19 protein-coding genes and 1 tRNA gene are annotated in these 15676 nt (G+C 62.5%); 9 read left to right on the forward strand and 11 right to left on the reverse strand.

All coding sequences use genetic code 11. The features are described from left to right. The first annotated feature begins 31 nt into the window (after window positions 1-31). Window positions 32-1015: a 4-hydroxy-3-methylbut-2-enyl diphosphate reductase gene (gene ispH, locus EV698_RS00875; protein ID WP_130502294.1), complete on the forward strand. Its 984-nt coding sequence runs from the start codon at window positions 32-34 to the stop codon at window positions 1013-1015. Here the strand turns inward: ispH and EV698_RS00880 are convergent, their stop codons facing one another. Next, window positions 1016-1549 carry a GspH/FimT family pseudopilin gene (locus tag EV698_RS00880; protein ID WP_130502295.1) on the reverse strand — a complete coding sequence of 178 codons (534 nt, stop codon included), beginning with the start codon at window positions 1547-1549 and terminating at the stop codon, window positions 1016-1018. Window positions 1550-1644: 95 nt separating this feature from the next. On the opposite strand from EV698_RS00880, the gene EV698_RS00885 reads away from it, so the two are divergent. After that, window positions 1645-2118: a type IV pilin protein gene (locus EV698_RS00885; RefSeq protein ID WP_130502296.1), complete on the forward strand. Its 474-nt coding sequence runs from the start codon at window positions 1645-1647 to the stop codon at window positions 2116-2118. A 42-nt stretch (window positions 2119-2160) separates the two neighbouring features. After that, a tRNA-Thr gene (locus tag EV698_RS00890) sits at window positions 2161-2236 on the forward strand. 31 nt (window positions 2237-2267) lie between these two features. Here EV698_RS00890 and EV698_RS00895 read toward each other — a convergent pair. Genes EV698_RS00895 through EV698_RS00940 form a run of 10 tightly spaced genes read right to left on the reverse strand, consistent with a single transcriptional unit; the run spans window position 2268 to window position 9719 of the window. Beyond that, the gene (locus EV698_RS00895; protein WP_130502297.1) at window positions 2268-3956 is read right to left on the reverse strand and encodes a Na(+)/H(+) antiporter subunit D; all 1689 of its coding nucleotides are present in this window, start codon (window positions 3954-3956) and stop codon (window positions 2268-2270) included. Beyond that, window positions 3949-4236 carry a hypothetical protein gene (locus EV698_RS00900; protein WP_130502298.1) on the reverse strand — a complete coding sequence of 96 codons (288 nt, stop codon included), beginning with the start codon at window positions 4234-4236 and terminating at the stop codon, window positions 3949-3951. The genes EV698_RS00895 and EV698_RS00900 overlap by 8 nt, the downstream gene beginning before the upstream one ends. Window positions 4237-4255: 19 nt before the next feature. Next, window positions 4256-5710, reverse strand: a complete 1455-nt coding sequence (locus tag EV698_RS00905; RefSeq protein WP_130502299.1) for a proton-conducting transporter transmembrane domain-containing protein — start codon at window positions 5708-5710, stop codon at window positions 4256-4258. After that, window positions 5707-7191, reverse strand: coding sequence for a monovalent cation/H+ antiporter subunit D family protein (locus tag EV698_RS00910; RefSeq protein ID WP_130502300.1), 1485 nt, complete (start codon window positions 7189-7191; stop codon window positions 5707-5709). Before EV698_RS00910 ends, EV698_RS00905 begins: the two co-directional genes overlap by 4 nt. Further along, window positions 7188-7550 (reverse strand): cation:proton antiporter subunit C, encoded by a 363-nt coding sequence (locus tag EV698_RS00915; RefSeq protein WP_130502301.1) that lies wholly within the window; start codon window positions 7548-7550, stop codon window positions 7188-7190. Before EV698_RS00915 ends, EV698_RS00910 begins: the two co-directional genes overlap by 4 nt. Next, on the reverse strand, window positions 7547-8023 hold the full coding sequence (locus tag EV698_RS00920) for a Na(+)/H(+) antiporter subunit B (protein WP_130502302.1): 477 nt from the start codon (window positions 8021-8023) through the stop codon (window positions 7547-7549). Before EV698_RS00920 ends, EV698_RS00915 begins: the two co-directional genes overlap by 4 nt. Continuing rightward, window positions 8020-8550, reverse strand: coding sequence for a DUF4040 domain-containing protein (locus tag EV698_RS00925; protein WP_239016162.1), 531 nt, complete (start codon window positions 8548-8550; stop codon window positions 8020-8022). The genes EV698_RS00920 and EV698_RS00925 overlap by 4 nt, the downstream gene beginning before the upstream one ends. A 14-nt stretch (window positions 8551-8564) precedes the next feature. Then, window positions 8565-8909: a monovalent cation/H(+) antiporter subunit G gene (mnhG, locus tag EV698_RS00930; protein WP_130502304.1), complete on the reverse strand. Its 345-nt coding sequence runs from the start codon at window positions 8907-8909 to the stop codon at window positions 8565-8567. Next, window positions 8902-9189: an MrpF/PhaF family protein gene (locus tag EV698_RS00935; protein WP_130502305.1), complete on the reverse strand. Its 288-nt coding sequence runs from the start codon at window positions 9187-9189 to the stop codon at window positions 8902-8904. Before EV698_RS00935 ends, mnhG begins: the two co-directional genes overlap by 8 nt. Next, complete coding sequence (locus tag EV698_RS00940) at window positions 9189-9719, reverse strand: Na+/H+ antiporter subunit E (RefSeq protein WP_130502306.1); 531 nt, start codon at window positions 9717-9719, stop codon at window positions 9189-9191. The genes EV698_RS00935 and EV698_RS00940 overlap by 1 nt, the downstream gene beginning before the upstream one ends. Window positions 9720-9790: 71 nt before the next feature. Here EV698_RS00940 and phoB point away from each other — a divergent pair, with 71 nt between their 5' ends. The 6 genes from phoB (at window position 9791) to pstB (ending at window position 15668) form a co-directional block, all read left to right on the forward strand. Beyond that, on the forward strand, window positions 9791-10474 hold the full coding sequence (phoB, locus tag EV698_RS00945) for a phosphate regulon transcriptional regulator PhoB (protein ID WP_130502307.1): 684 nt from the start codon (window positions 9791-9793) through the stop codon (window positions 10472-10474). Between the two features lie 12 nt (window positions 10475-10486). Then, window positions 10487-11788, forward strand: a complete 1302-nt coding sequence (gene phoR / locus EV698_RS00950) for a phosphate regulon sensor histidine kinase PhoR (protein WP_130502308.1) — start codon at window positions 10487-10489, stop codon at window positions 11786-11788. A gap of 62 nt (window positions 11789-11850) precedes the next feature. Next, window positions 11851-12837, forward strand: a complete 987-nt coding sequence (locus tag EV698_RS00955) for a PstS family phosphate ABC transporter substrate-binding protein (RefSeq protein ID WP_207220467.1) — start codon at window positions 11851-11853, stop codon at window positions 12835-12837. Window positions 12838-12896: 59 nt separating this feature from the next. Then, on the forward strand, window positions 12897-13829 hold the full coding sequence (pstC, locus tag EV698_RS00960) for a phosphate ABC transporter permease subunit PstC (RefSeq protein WP_207220468.1): 933 nt from the start codon (window positions 12897-12899) through the stop codon (window positions 13827-13829). Between the two features lies 1 nt (window position 13830). Beyond that, a complete protein-coding gene (gene pstA / locus EV698_RS00965; RefSeq protein WP_130502311.1) occupies window positions 13831-14784 on the forward strand; it encodes a phosphate ABC transporter permease PstA in 954 nt (317 codons plus the stop codon). Between the two features lie 5 nt (window positions 14785-14789). Continuing rightward, the gene (pstB, locus tag EV698_RS00970; RefSeq protein ID WP_130502312.1) at window positions 14790-15668 is read left to right on the forward strand and encodes a phosphate ABC transporter ATP-binding protein PstB; all 879 of its coding nucleotides are present in this window, start codon (window positions 14790-14792) and stop codon (window positions 15666-15668) included. The last annotated feature ends 8 nt before the right edge of the window (window positions 15669-15676 follow it).

The following is a 15676-nucleotide window of genomic DNA, read 5'->3' on the forward strand; positions in this document are numbered from 1 at the left end:
CGGTCTCGATGCGCTACGGGAGAACCGAATCATGCAGGAAATAAGAGTCGCCAATCCTCGCGGATTCTGCGCCGGTGTCGATCGCGCCATCAGCATCGTCGAACAGGCACTTGAGGCATTCGGCCGGCCCATCTACGTCCGCCACGAGGTGGTCCACAACCGGCTCGTCGTCGATGATCTGCGCGACAAGGGCGCGGTCTTCGTCGAGGAACTCGACGGTGTGCCGGCCGGCGCCACCCTCATCTTCTCGGCACACGGTGTCTCGCAGTCGGTCCGTGACGAGGCGGTCGAGCGTGGGCTGCATGTCTTTGATGCGACCTGTCCGCTGGTCACCAAGGTCCACATGGAGGTGCGCAAGCACGCCCGGCAGGGCCGCGAGGTCATCCTCATCGGTCACGACGGTCATCCCGAGGTAGAGGGCACCATCGGTCAGTACGTTGGCGAGCGTGCCGATCAGGGCGGCATCTATCTGGTCGAGACGCCGGCGGATGCACAGGCCCTGAGTGTCAGGAACCCCGATGACCTGGCGTTCGTCACCCAGACCACGCTGTCGATGGACGACACGGCCTCGGTGATCGAGGCCCTTCAGGCGCGTTTCCCGAGCATCGAGGCGCCCCGCAAGGACGACATCTGCTACGCCACCCAGAACCGCCAGGACGCCGTGCGTGAGCTGGCCGGCGAGGTGGATGTCATGATCATCGTGGGATCGACCAACAGCTCCAATACACGCCGGCTCACGGAGCTCTCCGAGCGGCTTGGCGTGCCGGCTCACCAGATCGACCGGGCGGAGGAGCTCGAGGCCGACTGGATCGCCGATGCCAGCCGCATTGGCGTTACCGCCGGCGCCTCCGCACCGGAATCACTGGTGCAGGCGGTGATCGACCGGCTGGTCGAGTGGGGCGTGCAGCGGCCGGACACCAGCGGTAACTATACCGAGGATGTCGTCTTTTCCATGCCCCGTGATCTGATGCGTGCCATCCCGAAGCGAGGCGAGATCAAGACCGTCGCGGACTGATCAGCACCCGGTGCCGTCGGCGGACATATCGGCGCGCTCGATCCGCGGCCGTCCGCTGGCGTTGATGATAATCGACCGGCTGGCCCGGATCGCACCGTCCGCCGCGCGCCGGCAGACATGCAACGTGCCCATCTGCAGGCTGCCACTGGGGCGCCGGGTGCCGCCATCGGCCTGATAGTGCAGCGCCTCCCCGATGCCGGCGTTGGCGGTGACAGTGATCGAGGTCGGTAACGGTTCGGCCGTCCGCAGCCGGTATTCGCCAGATTGATAGCGACCATCGGCGTTGCGATCCACGAAGATCGTCCAGCCGCGCTCCCAGCCATTGCTCTTCGCCCGTATGACGACCGGCGTACCGCGTGCCACGGCGGCATTGCGGGTGTGGCGAATGGCAAGGTGGAGCTGGTCGGTCGCGGTATCCAGCCGGGTCTTCATGGCCAGATCCGAGAATACCGGTGCGCTCAGGGTCGCCAGTAGCGCCATCAGCGATAGCGTGACAAGGAGCTCGAGAAGGGTGAAGCCGCGCTGCTCGTGCATGGGTGTTACTGATCTCTGTAACCGGTGGTCGACCAATCTAGCGCAGCAGTCGGGTGGATCGGGCACCGCCGGTCGGTTACCGGCAGGCTTGGGTCATGGTCAGGCGAAACGGATTCACGCTGCTCGAGATGCTGGTTGTTCTGGCGATCATTGCCACCCTCGCGATGCTTGCCATGCCCGGTTACCTGCAGCCCACGAAACGCGTCGAGGCGACGCAGGCCGGCGCTTGTCTGCTCGAACTCGCGAGTCGCCTGGAGCGATACCGATTGATCGAGGCCGACTACGAGGGGTTCGCGATTGATACTGCGGGTGTGGCCTGCGAGGGCCGTCTGGCCGATCGTTACCGCTTCGAGGCGGGGATCCCGGGGGAGACGGGCTGGGGAGCCATCACGACGGATCCAGTGGCCTGGCAGCTCCGGGTCATCCCCCTCGATGCCGACGCAGGGATGGGGGGATACGGTGATTGCCGGGCGCTGGTGGTGCGCGATGATGGCCGCCGCGCGGTGATGACTGGCACCGGCGGCGGTGTGGTGACCGATCCGGATCAGGTGCGGCGCTGCTGGCGCTAGCGCTTGTCTGAAGCGGCCAGCTCGTCTAATATTCGCTTCGTCGCCGGCGTAGCTCAGTTGGTAGAGCAACGCATTCGTAATGCGTAGGTCCGCGGTTCAAATCCGTGCGCCGGCACCATCTCCTCCTTCCCGGGACTGGCGCCTGAACGCTATTCCCCCATCCCGAAGGCCAGCAGCAAGGCGAGGACGATCGCCGTCCAGAACGCCATTGAGCCGGTCGGCCAGCTGCGCAGCGGCCAGCCACTCACGCGCAGATGGGTTGCCTTCTCCTCGGCGCGACGGAAACCGAGCATGAAAGCGTCCCGGAACCCGGTGTCGATACGCCGGATTCCACTGCCGACGCGCGCCAGTGTCTGCTTGCCCGGCACACGGTAGAACCAGTCGAGATCCAGGCTGATCTTTTCCTTGCCACCCAGAACGCGAAGGAAGAGGAAAAAGCCCAGCCCCGTGAACAGCAGGAGCTGCATTTCCTTGATCAGGTGCCCGGCGGTATACGCCTGGTAGTCCACGGGGTAGGGCAGAATGGCGTACAGCCACCCGGGGAAGATGCCGATGAGAAAGCACAGCAGTGCCGCGATGCCCATGGCGATGCGCATGTTGAGCGGTGCCTCGGCGGGCCTTAGTCCGGCGTCACGGCCCATGAACGTGTACCACGGCAGCTTGAGGGTCGTGCTCATGAATGTGCCGACACCGGCAAGGGTCATCAGCAGGAACACGACACCTCGTCCATCGACGGCTGCCGCCTCGATGATCATGGTCTTGCTCACGAAGCCGCTGAATAGCGGGAACGCGGAGATCGAAAGCCCCCCGATCATGTAGAGCAGGAAAGTCACGGGCATGCTCCGGTAGAGGCCGCCCAGTTCCGTCAGACGGCTGCGTCCCGTCATCTGAAGCACCGCGCCCGCGCCCATCAGCAACAGCGCCTTATAGAGGATGTGAGTAAATGCATGGGCGGCGACGCCGCTGATTGCCAGCGCGCTGCCGAGCCCCACACCAGCGACCATGTAACCGACCTGGCTGATTATGTGATAGGACAGAAGCCGGCGGATATCGTTGACCAGGAAGGCGTAGATCACGCCGTAGAGCGTCATGAACACCCCCAGCCACACCAGCAGCTCCGTGCCCGGAAACCCCCTCGCCAGCACGTAGACGGCGGTTTTGGTGGTGAATGCACTGAGGAACACGGTGCCGGTGACCGTGGCTTCCGGATACGCATCCGGTAGCCAGGCATGCAGGGGTGGTGCGGCGGCGTTGATCAGGAACGCCACCAGGATCAGATAGAAGGCCGCGCCCCCGCCTTCCAGCGCCTCGAATGCGAGACTGCCGGTGTGGAGCCAGTAGGCGATAATGCCCGCAAGTAAAAGCATGCCGCCCAGCGCATGGATGATCAGGTAGCGGAATCCCGCGTCATAGGCGGCCTGTCGCCGGCGACGCCAGATCAACCAGACCGACGCCACCATCATGATCTCCCAGAACACGTACAGGGTGATCAGATCTCCCGCGAATACCGCCCCCAGGCCGGATGCCGCGTAGAAGGCCGCCGCGACGTGCTGGGCGCCATCATCGACCTGGAGCGCGAAGCAGTTGCCAATGAAGATGATCAGTGCAAAGACATAGCCGAACACGAGGCTGAGTTTGTCCACGCGCAGCGGGGCCAGCTCCAGCCCGACCAGCTGAATGCGAACCGTTGTGTCTGCGGGCAGCGCCATCACTGCACCGAGTACCAGTAATGGCAGGATCAGCTGCCAGAGCTGGCGTGAACGCCCCTGCAGCACGGCCAGCGGTAGCGCGCCGAGCATGAGCAGGAGCGCCGGGTGGAGGTGCAGCCCTTCAACCATCCCCGGGCCCCTCGTTGTCGTCCTGGTAATAGTCCGGGCGCCGGTAGACGAGCCCGAAGCCGATCGCCTTGTAGACGCCGATCAGCAACAACGCCCCCAGGAAAGCGAACACGGCGGTAAAGCCGGGCACCCCGTCCCACGGGAAGCGGCTGTAATGGGAGGGTTTGAGGATGTCGAGCAGCACGACGAGTGCCATCAGGGCGATCATCGCCAGCCGCAACCCGCGGCCGTAGCGGACCAGCGCCTCGAGCATTGATGCGGTTGCATTCACCAGTTTCATGCGATGTCCCTTTCCATCATCACGGAATGCCCAGGGTCAGAAGCCGGTAGGCGGGATCAGCGAGGATGAACAGTACGAGGGTACCGGCGGCGGTCACCAGCAGTGGGATCAGACACAGCGCGGGCGCTTCGGAGACTCGCTGACGGGCGGGGTCGTTACCGGGCAGGGGGCGCAGGAATGCCCGCATGACCGGCGGCATCAAGTAGCCGACATTGAGCAGCGTGCTCAAAACGAAGGCCGAGACCACCAGGTACTGCTCCGTACTCCAGGCACCGCTGATCAGATACCACTTGCTCCAGAAGCCACCCGTGGGGGGGAGTCCGATGACGCAAAGCGCACCGATGAAAAACGCCAGCATGGTCAGCGGCATTCGCCGCGCAAGACCGTCCATACCACTCACGGTATTGATGCCATTGGCGACGTAAATGGCGCCGGCACAGAAGAAAAGCGTGATCTTGCCAAAGCCGTGCATGAGCATATGCAAACCGCCGCCGATCGCCGATAACTCGGTGGCGAGGAGGGCACCGGTGACGATGTAGGCGAGCTGACTGACGGTGGAATAGGCGAGTCGAGCCTTGAGATTGTCCTGGCGCAGGGCGACAAGAGAAGCGGCTAGCATCGTGAATACGGCGATCGCGAGCATCGCTGGCTGCGTGACCAGCGATTGTGTGTATTCGAGTCCGAAGATGTACAACACAACGGTGAGCACGCTGAACACCCCGGCCTTGACCACCGCCACGGCATGGAGGAGTGCCGAGACCGGCGTCGGAGCGACCATCGCCGCTGGCAGCCAGCGGTGGAACGGCATGATTGCCGCTTTGCCGATGCCGTAGATCAGTACCACCAGCACCACCGCGCCGACGCCGGTCGGCACCTCGTCGGTCAGGATTCCACCGCTGGTAAAGCTGAGAGTGCCTGTGGCATGCCAGATCCAGATAATCGCCGGCAGCATCAGTCCAATGCTCGTTACCAGTAGCAGTGCAAGGTAGGTGCGACCGCCGCTACGGGCCTTCTCGGTGCCGGTGTGGGCAACCAGCGGATAGGTCGAAATCGACAGGATCTCGTAGAACAGGTAGAGCGTGAGCAGATTCTCGGCAAAGGCAATACCCATGGTCGCGCCAAGGGCGATCGCATAGCAGGCCATGAACCGGGCAACGTGGCCGTATCCCCCGGCCCGCAGGTAGCCGATGGCATAGGGAGTCGCCGCGATGTACAGCGTCGAGGCTAGCAGCGCGAAGACCAGGCCAAGCGGTTGTGCGGAGAGGGTGATTGTCAGCCCCGGCATCAACTCGATCAGCGTCTGCTCCCCGGCATCACCGCCGCCGACCCGGTTCACCAGGACGCCAACCACGGTCAGGAACAGCGGAATCGGTAGCGCGAAACACAGCCCGTCGCGAAGTCGGGGCCGCCGGGCGGCAGCGCCGATCAGCGCCGCACCGATGAACGGGATGAGGACCGCAAGCAAAGGCGTCATGGCAGCGCCCCGCTGGACAGCGCCTCGGCTGCGCGCGTCGCGCCGCCCACGGTGAGCCGTGTGTCGATGCCAAACCAGAAGTTGGCGGCTACCAGTACCCAGACCGGCAGCAACAGGGTCCAGTGCACTTCTTCGACCGCGGGCGCGTCATCCGGCCGGGGCTGCATCCAGGCGATCTCGACCACCCGCGCGATGTAGAAAAGCGCCATCAGCGAGGTAATCAGAACTAGCGCGACCAGCCAGAGCTGACCGGCATCCACCGCCGCCGTGAGGAGATACCACTTGCTGATAAACCCGGCCGTGGGCGGCAGTCCGACGAGGCTGACGCCGGCGAGGGCGAAGGCGGTCAGTGTCCAGGGCATTTGCCGGCCGATGCCCCGCAGATCGTTCATGCCCATACCGCCGCAGCGATAGACCATGAGCCCGGCAGAGGCAAACAGGGCGGCCTTCATCAGACCGTGATTGAACAGGTGCAGGAACGAGGCGGTCAGGCCGGACACCGTCGTCAGGCTGACGCCCAGTACCATATAGCCGACCTGCGCCACCGATGAGTAGGCAAGCATGCGCTTGAGGTTGCTCTGCAGGATCGCCAGCCACGAGCCGACAAACATGCTGCCAATGGCGAGCGCCATCAAGCCCGCGGCGAGGGGCAGCGCGGTGAAGCTGTAAGCCGGGCCAAAGACATCGAAGATGAAGCGCAGCAGCACATAGAGTGCGACCTTGGTGGCAGTGGCGGCGATCAGGGCGCTGATCAGCGACGGAGCGTAGGTATAGGCATTCGGTAGCCAGTGATGGAGCGGGAAGAGCGCGAGCTTGATTGAAAGTCCGACCACGATGAACCCGAGACCGACATCGAGTGCCCTCGAGCCCTCGCCCACGGGCAGGCGCTCGGCGATATCCAGCATGTTGAGCGAGCCGGTCAGGATGTAGAGCACGGCAATGCCGATCAGCAGGAAGGTCGCACCCACTGTCCCCATGATCAGGTATCGGAACGCCGCGATCAGCGCCCGCCGGTCGCGGCCGTGGGCGATCAGGCCGTAAGTCGCCAGTGACGAAATCTCGAGGAAAACGAAGACGTTGAAGACATCGCCGGTCAGCGTGATGCCGAGGAGCCCGGCGAGCGCGATCAGCACCAGGGCGTAGAAACTGCCCTGACGTTCAGGCACCTCGTCATCGACCAGGGGTTTGCCCCATGGCAGGAGGATCGCCGACACGCCGGTAATGAGCAGGGCGACGAAGGCGTTGGCCGCATCCACCCGGTACTCGATACCCACCGGCGGTGGCCAGTCACCGAAAGCATAGCGCAGCGTGCCGCCATCAAAGACCGCTGCCAGCACGAGGGCGGCAATGATGAACGCCGTGGTCATGGCGAATGTGGCCAGCAGCCACGGCAACCCGCGTCCCGGGAGCAGGACGCAGACCGGTCCGGCGATCAGCGGTATCAGGACGACAAAGGGCATCAGCTCGGTGATCGAGCTCATACGCGATCGTCCTCCTCGGCGGCATCGTCGATATCATCGTCGTCGATGCTGCCGTACGCCTCGCGGATGCGAACGGTCAGCGCCAGCGCCACCGCGGTGGTGGCAATGCCGACTACGATGGCGGTGAGGATGATCACGTGGGGGAGGGGGTTGGAATACGTCGACACGCCCTCCCGAAGCACGGGTGTCGATCCGCCGATAACCTTTCCCGCGGAGATGAACAGGATAAATACCGAGGTCTGGAAGATTCCCAGGCCAATAACCTTCTTGAGCATGTTGCCGCGCACGATCATGCAGTAATAACCGGTCATCATCAGCGCGATCACCGCCCAGTAGTTGAACAGGCTGATAAAAGTCATTCCCTGTCATCCTGCACGGCGTCCGCCGCGTCGGGGTCGAGACCCGCCGCCAGAGTGGCGGCGCGGCGCTGGACGAACAGCAGGAAGATGAGCATCACGACCGCCGCCACGGTAATACCGACACCGAGCTCGACGAGGATGACGCCGGTCTGTTGTGCCGCCTTGGGCGCATCGAGGAGGGGGTAGAAATCGAGAAAGCGCCCGCCGAGGAAAACACCCAGCAGACCGATCAGCGCGTAGAGGAGGACACCGAGGGCGGCAAGGGCGTAGATCACGCGTTGCGGGATGACCCGCAGCCCGGTGTCCAGACCGTAGATAAATACAAACAGGATCCATGCCGATGCGAACAGCACGCCCGCCTGGAAACCCCCGCCCGGCGAGTACTCACCGTGGAACTGGATATACAGACCGAAGAGCATGACAAGCGGTATGGCGAATCGCGCAACCACCAACAGAATGGCGTTGTTTCTCATGACCGATCCTGCTTCCCGTGTCGACGTCGCTGCCGCGGCGGCGCGGCAAGGAGGGCGTAGACTACGATTCCGGCGGTAAGAATCACAACCGCTTCACCCATGGTGTCGATGGAGCGATAGCTCGCGAGGATGGCGGCCACCAGATTGGGTATGCCGGTATCCGCGTAGGTCTGCTCGATGAAATAGGGCGCCAGGTGCTGGTGAACCGGGTTGCCGGGTTGCCCGAATGCCGGGAGGTCGAAGGAGGCATAGACAAGGGCAGCACCGGTAATGGTCACAATGACCAGGGCCGGCAGGCTATGACCGGCATGACGGTGCTCGTATCGCGGCACGAGGCTGAGCACGGCGAGCAGCAGCACGGTACCGATGCCTGCACCTACCGCCGCCTCGGTCAGCGCCACGTCACCGGCGTCGAGATTGGCAAAGAAGCCGGCGATGACCAGCGAGTAGATCGCAAACAGCATCGTCGCCTTGAGCAGATCCCGTGTCACCACCACCGTCGCCGCGATCACGATCAGGAACAGCAACAGAATGATGTCGATCAGGTGTTCGATGGCGACTCTCCCGTCTGATCGTGAGTCTCGTCATGCATCGGTCGCACACCGCCGGCGAGCGCGGCGCGAGCGGTCGCATGCGAGGCCGTCGGCGTGGTGAAGAGCAGGAAAAGCAGGATCAGCAGCATCTTGAAGCTTAGAAGATTGACCCCGGACTGGAGAATCAGCCCGCCGACGATTAGCAGCGGCGCGATCGTATCCGTCACGCCACCGGCATGAAGGCGCGTGTAGATATCCGGAAAGCGAACAACACCAATGCCGCCAATGATTGCAAAGGCGCCGCCCGCCAGCAGCAGCGCTGCGGAGATCAGATCAAGAGCCCCGTCAATCATCCGATATTTCCCCGCTTGCGGCCAGGTCGCGCTGGCCGATGAGCTTGAGGACGGCGACGACGGCGATGAAATTAATCAGCGCGTACACCAGCGCGACATCAATCAGGTCGTGATTGCCGGAGAAATAGGCAATGAGGGCGACAAGCAGGACCGTCTTCGTGCCGAATACGTTCACACCCACGATGGTGTCGTAGACGGTCGGTCCCTTAATGGCGCGCCACAGCGCCAGTGCCATTGTCGTGAAAATCGCGAGGATCGTTGCAAGAAGCACGCTCTCCATCAGCCTTTGCCCTCGAGCCAGAGGATCCTGCGTTCCATGTCGCCGGCCCTGAGCCCGTCGACGGCTGATGGCAGCAATGCGTGCACCTTTGCGAAGGTCCCGTTACTGGGCAACCAGGTGGTCACCGTGCCCGGGGTCAGCGTGATCGAGTTGCCGTAGGTCACCCTTCCGACACGTGTGCGCTGGCGGACCGGCACCTCGATGAGTGTCGGCCGGATGCGGCGCGGATCAAGGACTGCCTGTGCCACCGCCACATTGGAGACAATGACCTGCCAGACCAGCCATCCCCAGTAGACAGCCAGGCGCCAGGACAGCTGCGCGGGATCGTGCTCCGCGCCCAGCACCTCCATGCGTTCGGCGAGCCAGACGACGAGTCCGATCGATACCACACCGAGCCCGAGCAGCAATGGCTTGTAGATCCCCGAGAGACCGAGCCACAGGACGGCAAGCACGACCGTCAACGTGAAGTAATAACGCATAGGCGGGAATGTACCAATGTCGTGGAGTGGCTGCCAGCGACAGTCGGTCATTCGGCTTGTCACAGAGTCGCAATCTGGATGACTCTATACTGTCGCCGTGACAGTGTTAGGGGGAAGCGACTTTGGCCAGCATTCTGCTTGTAGAGGATGAGGCGGCGATCCGCGAGATGGTGGCAATGGCCCTGGAGCGGGCCGGGTATCGGGTCCGCCACGCCGAGTCGGCGGAGGATGGCGAGGCGGCGATGCGCCTGAGCCAGCCGGATCTGGTCCTGCTCGACTGGATGCTGCCGGGACAGAGTGGCATCGACTTCGCTCGACGGCTCAAACGTGAGCGGGCCACGCGTGATATTCCGATCATCCTGCTGACGGCCCGCGGCGAGGAGGCGGATCGCATCCGCGGACTGGATGCCGGCGCGGATGACTATGTGCCCAAGCCATTCTCGCCCCGCGAACTGGTGGCACGCGTGAAGGCGGTATTGCGCCGAGTCCAGCCCACCAACGGCGATGCCCCCCTTGAGTCCCGCGACCTGCGGCTCGATCCGGTCAGCCACCGCGTGACGGAATCGGGTCGACCCATCGAGATGGGCCCGACCGAATTCCGGTTGCTGCATTTTTTCATGACCCATCCCGATCGCGTCTTCAATCGCGCGCAACTCCTCGATAATGTCTGGGGGGCGAATATTTATGTCGAGGAACGGACCGTTGATGTCCATGTCCGCCGGTTGCGTAAAGCGCTCGAGCCTTCGGGCCACCATGATCTGCTGCAGACCGTGCGGGGTGCGGGCTATCGGTTTTCCGTCGAATAGGGTTTTCTGATCATGGTTTCCAGCAACCCCTGGCCCCGTTTCCTTGCCCAGACCCTGGCGCTGTTCACGGTGATTGCTCTCACCGGTTTCATCTTCGGGGTGTTGCCGGAGGCGCTGCTCGTCGCGCTGGTTTGCTTTCTGGTCTACCACGGTGTCAATTTCTATCGCCTCGAGCGTTGGCTGCGGGTAAGTCGAAAGTCCCGGCCACCCGAGTTATCCGGGGTCTGGCGGGCCCTGGCCGACAGCATCGTTCGCCGTCACGGGCATTACCGGCAGCGTCAGCAGTACCTGGTGGCGCTGATGGATCGGCTGAGTGACAGCGTCAAGGCGATGCCTGATGGCACGATCATTCTGTCCGAGTCCGGCGAAATGCTGTGGTGGAATGAGCTCGCAGCCCGCTATCTCGGTTTGCAATGGCCGCGGGATCGCTTCCTGCGCATCGGAAATCTTATCCGCCATCCGGACTTTGCCGAGCACATTGTTGCCGGCGAGTTGAATGCGGCGGTTCGCATCCCCGCCCCGCGGAATAGCCGCCGCACACTGGAGATACGGCTTGGCGCCTACGGCAGCGCCCAGCATCTGCTACTGGTCCGCGACCTGACACAGATCCATCGCCTGGAGACGATGCGGCGGGATTTCGTCGGCAATATTACCCATGAGCTCAGAACGCCGCTGACGGTGCTGCGGGGCATGTCGGAGGAGATCGCGAGCATGGAGTCGCCGGACGCGGAATCCCTGGTAAGGCCGGCCCAGCTGATGGAACAGCAGATCGACCGGATGAGTCGGTTGATCGAGGACCTGCTGCTCCTCTCCCGCCTTGAGACGGAGGCCAGTAGCAAGGCCAGTACCGCGGTGGATATACCAGCGGTGCTCGATGACGTGCTGAAAGAGGCCGAATCCCTGAGCGGGGGGCGTCACCGGATACAGTCGCAGATTGATCGCGAGCTGATGATCCGGGGTGACGAGGACGAGTTGCGCAGTGCGTTCTCGAATCTGCTGGCCAACGCGGTCAGCTACACCGGGGAGAATGGCATTGTCGATGTCCAGTGGTTTCAGGCGGGAGGAAAGGCCTGCCTGGCCGTCGCCGATACCGGGCCCGGTATCGCGCCCCACCACATTCCGCGGCTGACTGAGCGCTTCTACCGTGCCGACAGCGGTCGATCCGCGAAAAGCGGGGGGACGGGGCTCGGGCTTGCCATCGTCAAACACGTCCTGTCACGTCACGACGCCGAGCTCGAAATCAACAGCACGGTGGGAGAGGGGAGCACCTTCACGGCGGTCTTCCCTCACGGCCACGGATACGAGCTGCAATAAAAACGTCATCAATGGTTGCTAGTCTCAAGGCTCCTAATTGACGTAGTCAGGAGTTGAACCCGATGAAACATTCACTGCTTACCGCCTCCGCCCTGTCGCTGGTCGCGATGGCTCCTCTGTCTGTCATGGCTCAGTCCGGTGCGATTCAGGTCGATGGTTCATCGACGGTGTTTCCGATCTCCGAGGCCTTCGCCGAGGAGTATCAGAACGAGACGGGCAATCGTGTCGTCGTGGGTATTTCCGGAACCGGGGGTGGTTTCAAGAAATTCTGCCGTGGCGAAACCTCTTTCAGCGGGGCTTCGCGTCCGATCAAGAACTCCGAGAAGGAGCTCTGTGCAGAGAACGGTATCGAGTTTGTCGAAATGCCGGTCGCGATGGACGCGCTTGCCGTGATCGTCCATCCGCAGAATGACTGGGCGTCCTGCATGACCACCGACGAGCTGGCGACGGCCTACGGGCCCGAGGCGCAGGGCGAGGTTGATAACTGGAACCAGATCAACCCGGATTATCCGGATCGCGATCTGGCGCTCTTCGGCGCGGGTACCGACTCCGGCACGTATGACTACTTCACCTTTGCCGTTGTGGGCGAGGAGGGCGCCTCGCGTGGCGACTTCACCGCGACGGAGGACGACAACATCACCATTCAGGGCGTCTCGACGAACCCGAATGCGATGGGCTTTCTCGGGCTGGCGTACGTCGAGGAAAACCGTAGCCGCGTGAATGCCGTTGAAATCTCCTACAACGGTGGCGACTGCGTGGCGCCGACCACCGAAACGGCAGGTAGCGGGGAGTATCAGCCGCTGACGCGTCCGCTGTTTATGTACGCCAATGCCGAGGATCTGAAAGAGGATCCGCAGGTCCTCGACTTTGCCGAGTACATGTTCAACGCGGACAAGGCCCCTCAGCTGGTCCGTGAAACGGGCTACCTGGCGCTGCCTGATTCGGCGTTCGACCAGGGCCTTGCCAAGATCGAGGCAGGGACCACCGGTAGCTATTTCGATGGCGGCTCCGAGATCGGTGTAAGCGTCAGCGATCTCCTGTCAAACTAAGGACCCGTTTTGATCACGGCGGGCCAGGCGGCCCGCCGTTTTAATACATGGGAGCGAATGTGGCTAACCCGAAAATACCGACAGCGACCGAGCTCCGTGAGCAGGGGTTTGTGAAGCGGCGCAAGCTGATCGCGCGGAGCATGGAGGTGTTCCTTTTCCTCAGCGCCAGCCTGTCCGTGTTTGTCACCACCGCCATTGTTTTCATCCTCGTGAGTGAATCCTGGGATTTCTTCATGCAGGTGCCGCTGTCGGAGTTCCTGTTCACGACGATGTGGGCGCCCGTTTTCATTGATCCGAAGTTCGGCGTGCTGCCGCTTCTGGCGGCGACGCTCCAGACATCCGGGATCGCGATGCTGATCGCCGTTCCATTCGGTCTGATCATGGCCATCTACCTGAGCGAGTACGCGCAGCCGGCAGTGCGAGAGACGATCAAGCCGGCGCTGGAAATGCTCGAGGCCGTTCCAACGGTGGTCTACGGCTACTTCGCCCTCCTGGTGATGACCCCGTTTCTCCAGCAGTTCATTCCGGGGCTCAGGGGTATCAACCTGCTCGTTCCCGGGATCATCCTCGGCATCATGATATTGCCCTATGTCGTCTCGGTGTCGGAAGACGCGATGCGGGCAGTGCCGAACGGGTTGCGCGAGGGGGGGTACGCCCTCGGTATGGCGCGCTGGCAGGTGGCGGTCCGCGTTGTTATTCCCGGGGCGTTCTCCGGCATCACCGCGGCTTTCATCCTCGGACTGTCCCGCGCCATTGGCGAGACAATGGTTCTCGCAGTGGCAGCCGGGCAGAATCCCAATCTCACCTGGGATGTGCGTGAGGGTGCGGCAACGATTACGGCCTATATCGTCCAGATGAGTCTGGGGGATGTCGCCCACGGATCGCTTGCCTATACAACGATCTTCGCCGTGGGTCTGCTGCTGTTCCTCATCACGCTGTCATTCAATGTAATCGGCTTCTACCTGCGCCGGAAATTCCGCGAGGCTTACTGATATGGCAACGGTTAAAGGCCCAAAAGCCGCGCCGGCAACCAAGACGGATGCATCGGCATTCGAAGCGGTCCGCAAAGCCAATCAAAAGGATATCTTCTTTGCCCTGGGGGGGTTGCTGGTCATGGCAATCGCCATGACGCTGCTGTTGACTCTCATCGGCGACCTTCTGGTCCGGGGGCTTGGCGCCATTGATGGCAATTTCCTTACCAGCTTCCCCTCGCGGAATCCCGAGGATGCCGGGATCCTCTCCGCGCTGGTCGGGTCGCTCCTGGTGATGGTGGTGACGGGGCTTCTGGCGGTCCCGCTGGGGGTCGCCGCCGGTCTCTATCTCGAGGAGTACGCAAAGAAGGGATGGCTTTCGAATATTATCGAGATCAATGTCGCCAACCTGGCGGGGGTGCCGTCGATTATCTACGGGCTCCTCGCGCTGGGGTTGTTTGTCTACGGGCTCGGTCTGGGCAAGACCATTCTCGTGGCAGGCATGACCCTCGCGCTGCTGATTCTTCCCATCGTTATTGTCTCGACACGGGAAGCCGTGCGCTCGATACCACCGATCATCAAGGAGGGGGCGTACGGTATCGGGGCTGACCAGTGGCAGGTGATGTGGCACTACATTATTCCGGCTGCCAAGCCCGGGATCATGACCGGGGCGATCGTTGGCCTGAGTCGGGCGATTGGCGAGACGGCGCCCATCATTACGATCGGCGCACTGACCTTCATCGCCTTCCTGCCATCGGCGCCGGTGACCGGAGACTTCCCGTTTATCTCCTTCGCCTGGCTGAATGACAGCTTCACCGTGCTGCCGATCCAGATGTTCAACTGGACCTCCAGGCCGCAGGAGGGATTTCACATCATCGCAGCGGCAACGGGTGTCACGCTGATGGCACTGACGCTGTCGCTCAATGGGCTGGCGATCTGGGTCAGGTTCCGGCTTCGTCGTGGATACAGGAACTGAATACAATGAGCTATACCGAAACCCTTAGTGCCCGAAACACCGCGAGTGAGACCGTGAAAGACGCGACACCCGAGAGTACGACGGAATCACTCCCGCCGATCCCGCCGGCCGCGGAAAGCAATCCCCTCCGCGCACGGATGGAGGATTTCAGCTTTTTCTACGCCGATGGAACACAGGCGATCAAGAACGTCTCGATGCCGATTCTCGACCGGCATGTCACGGCGATCATCGGGCCATCAGGCTGTGGCAAGTCGACGCTGCTCCGCAGTCTCAACCGGATGCATGACCTCTATCCCGGCAATCGATATCAAGGAAAGATCGTCCTCGAGCCCGAGGAAGAAAACCTTATCGGTGATGATTCCGATCCGGTGCTGGTCCGGTTGCGGGTGGGGATGGTGTTCCAGAAGCCCAACCCGTTTCCGAAATCGATTTACGAAAACGTCGCTGCCGGACTGCGGGTGCGTGGAATCAAGAACAGCTCGGTGATTGACGAGGCGGTGGAGCAGGCACTGCGGCGCTCGGCCATCTGGGACGAGGTAAAGGATAAGCTGCACGGCTCGGCCTACGAGCTGTCCGGCGGTCAGCAGCAGCGGCTCTGCATCGCCCGTGCGCTCGCCCCCAACCCGGAAATCCTGCTGCTTGACGAGCCCACGTCGGCGCTCGATCCGATCGCCACGGCCAAGGTCGAAGACCTGGTCCAGGAACTGTCCGAAACGGTGACCGTGGTGATCGTGACGCACAACATGCAGCAGGCGGCACGAATCTCCCATCGAACCGCGTTCATGTATCTCGGCGAGCTGATCGAGTTCGGCGTTACCGACAACATTTTCACGAACCCGCAACACCCCGGGACCGAGAGCTACATTACCGGGCGCTACGGTTGACGGGGTTG

Source organism: Spiribacter vilamensis, from assembly GCF_004217415.1.
Taxonomy (GTDB): domain Bacteria; phylum Pseudomonadota; class Gammaproteobacteria; order Nitrococcales; family Nitrococcaceae; genus Spiribacter; species Spiribacter vilamensis.

Bases quoted from the DNA above. Each gene is read 5' to 3' on its own strand.
- EV698_RS00880 (WP_130502295.1), bottom strand. From the start codon at position 1,549: ATGCACGAGCAGCGCGGCTTCACCCTTCTCGAGCTCCTTGTCACGCTA.
- EV698_RS00915 (WP_130502301.1), bottom strand. From the start codon at position 7,550: ATGACTTTTATCAGCCTGTTCAACTACTGGGCGGTGATCGCGCTGATG.
- EV698_RS00895 (WP_130502297.1), bottom strand. From the start codon at position 3,956: ATGGTTGAAGGGCTGCACCTCCACCCGGCGCTCCTGCTCATGCTCGGC.
- pstA (WP_130502311.1), top strand. From the start codon at position 13,831: ATGGCAACGGTTAAAGGCCCAAAAGCCGCGCCGGCAACCAAGACGGAT.
- EV698_RS00910 (WP_130502300.1), bottom strand. From the start codon at position 7,191: ATGAGCTCGATCACCGAGCTGATGCCCTTTGTCGTCCTGATACCGCTG.
- EV698_RS00955 (WP_207220467.1), top strand. From the start codon at position 11,851: ATGAAACATTCACTGCTTACCGCCTCCGCCCTGTCGCTGGTCGCGATG.
- EV698_RS00905 (WP_130502299.1), bottom strand. From the start codon at position 5,710: ATGACGCCTTTGCTTGCGGTCCTCATCCCGTTCATCGGTGCGGCGCTG.
- phoR (WP_130502308.1), top strand. From the start codon at position 10,487: ATGGTTTCCAGCAACCCCTGGCCCCGTTTCCTTGCCCAGACCCTGGCG.
- EV698_RS00900 (WP_130502298.1), bottom strand. From the start codon at position 4,236: ATGAAACTGGTGAATGCAACCGCATCAATGCTCGAGGCGCTGGTCCGC.
- EV698_RS00935 (WP_130502305.1), bottom strand. From the start codon at position 9,189: ATGGAGAGCGTGCTTCTTGCAACGATCCTCGCGATTTTCACGACAATG.
- EV698_RS00920 (WP_130502302.1), bottom strand. From the start codon at position 8,023: ATGAGAAACAACGCCATTCTGTTGGTGGTTGCGCGATTCGCCATACCG.
- ispH (WP_130502294.1), top strand. From the start codon at position 32: ATGCAGGAAATAAGAGTCGCCAATCCTCGCGGATTCTGCGCCGGTGTC.
- pstB (WP_130502312.1), top strand. From the start codon at position 14,790: ATGAGCTATACCGAAACCCTTAGTGCCCGAAACACCGCGAGTGAGACC.
- EV698_RS00885 (WP_130502296.1), top strand. From the start codon at position 1,645: ATGGTCAGGCGAAACGGATTCACGCTGCTCGAGATGCTGGTTGTTCTG.
- mnhG (WP_130502304.1), bottom strand. From the start codon at position 8,909: ATGATTGACGGGGCTCTTGATCTGATCTCCGCAGCGCTGCTGCTGGCG.
- EV698_RS00940 (WP_130502306.1), bottom strand. From the start codon at position 9,719: ATGACCGACTGTCGCTGGCAGCCACTCCACGACATTGGTACATTCCCG.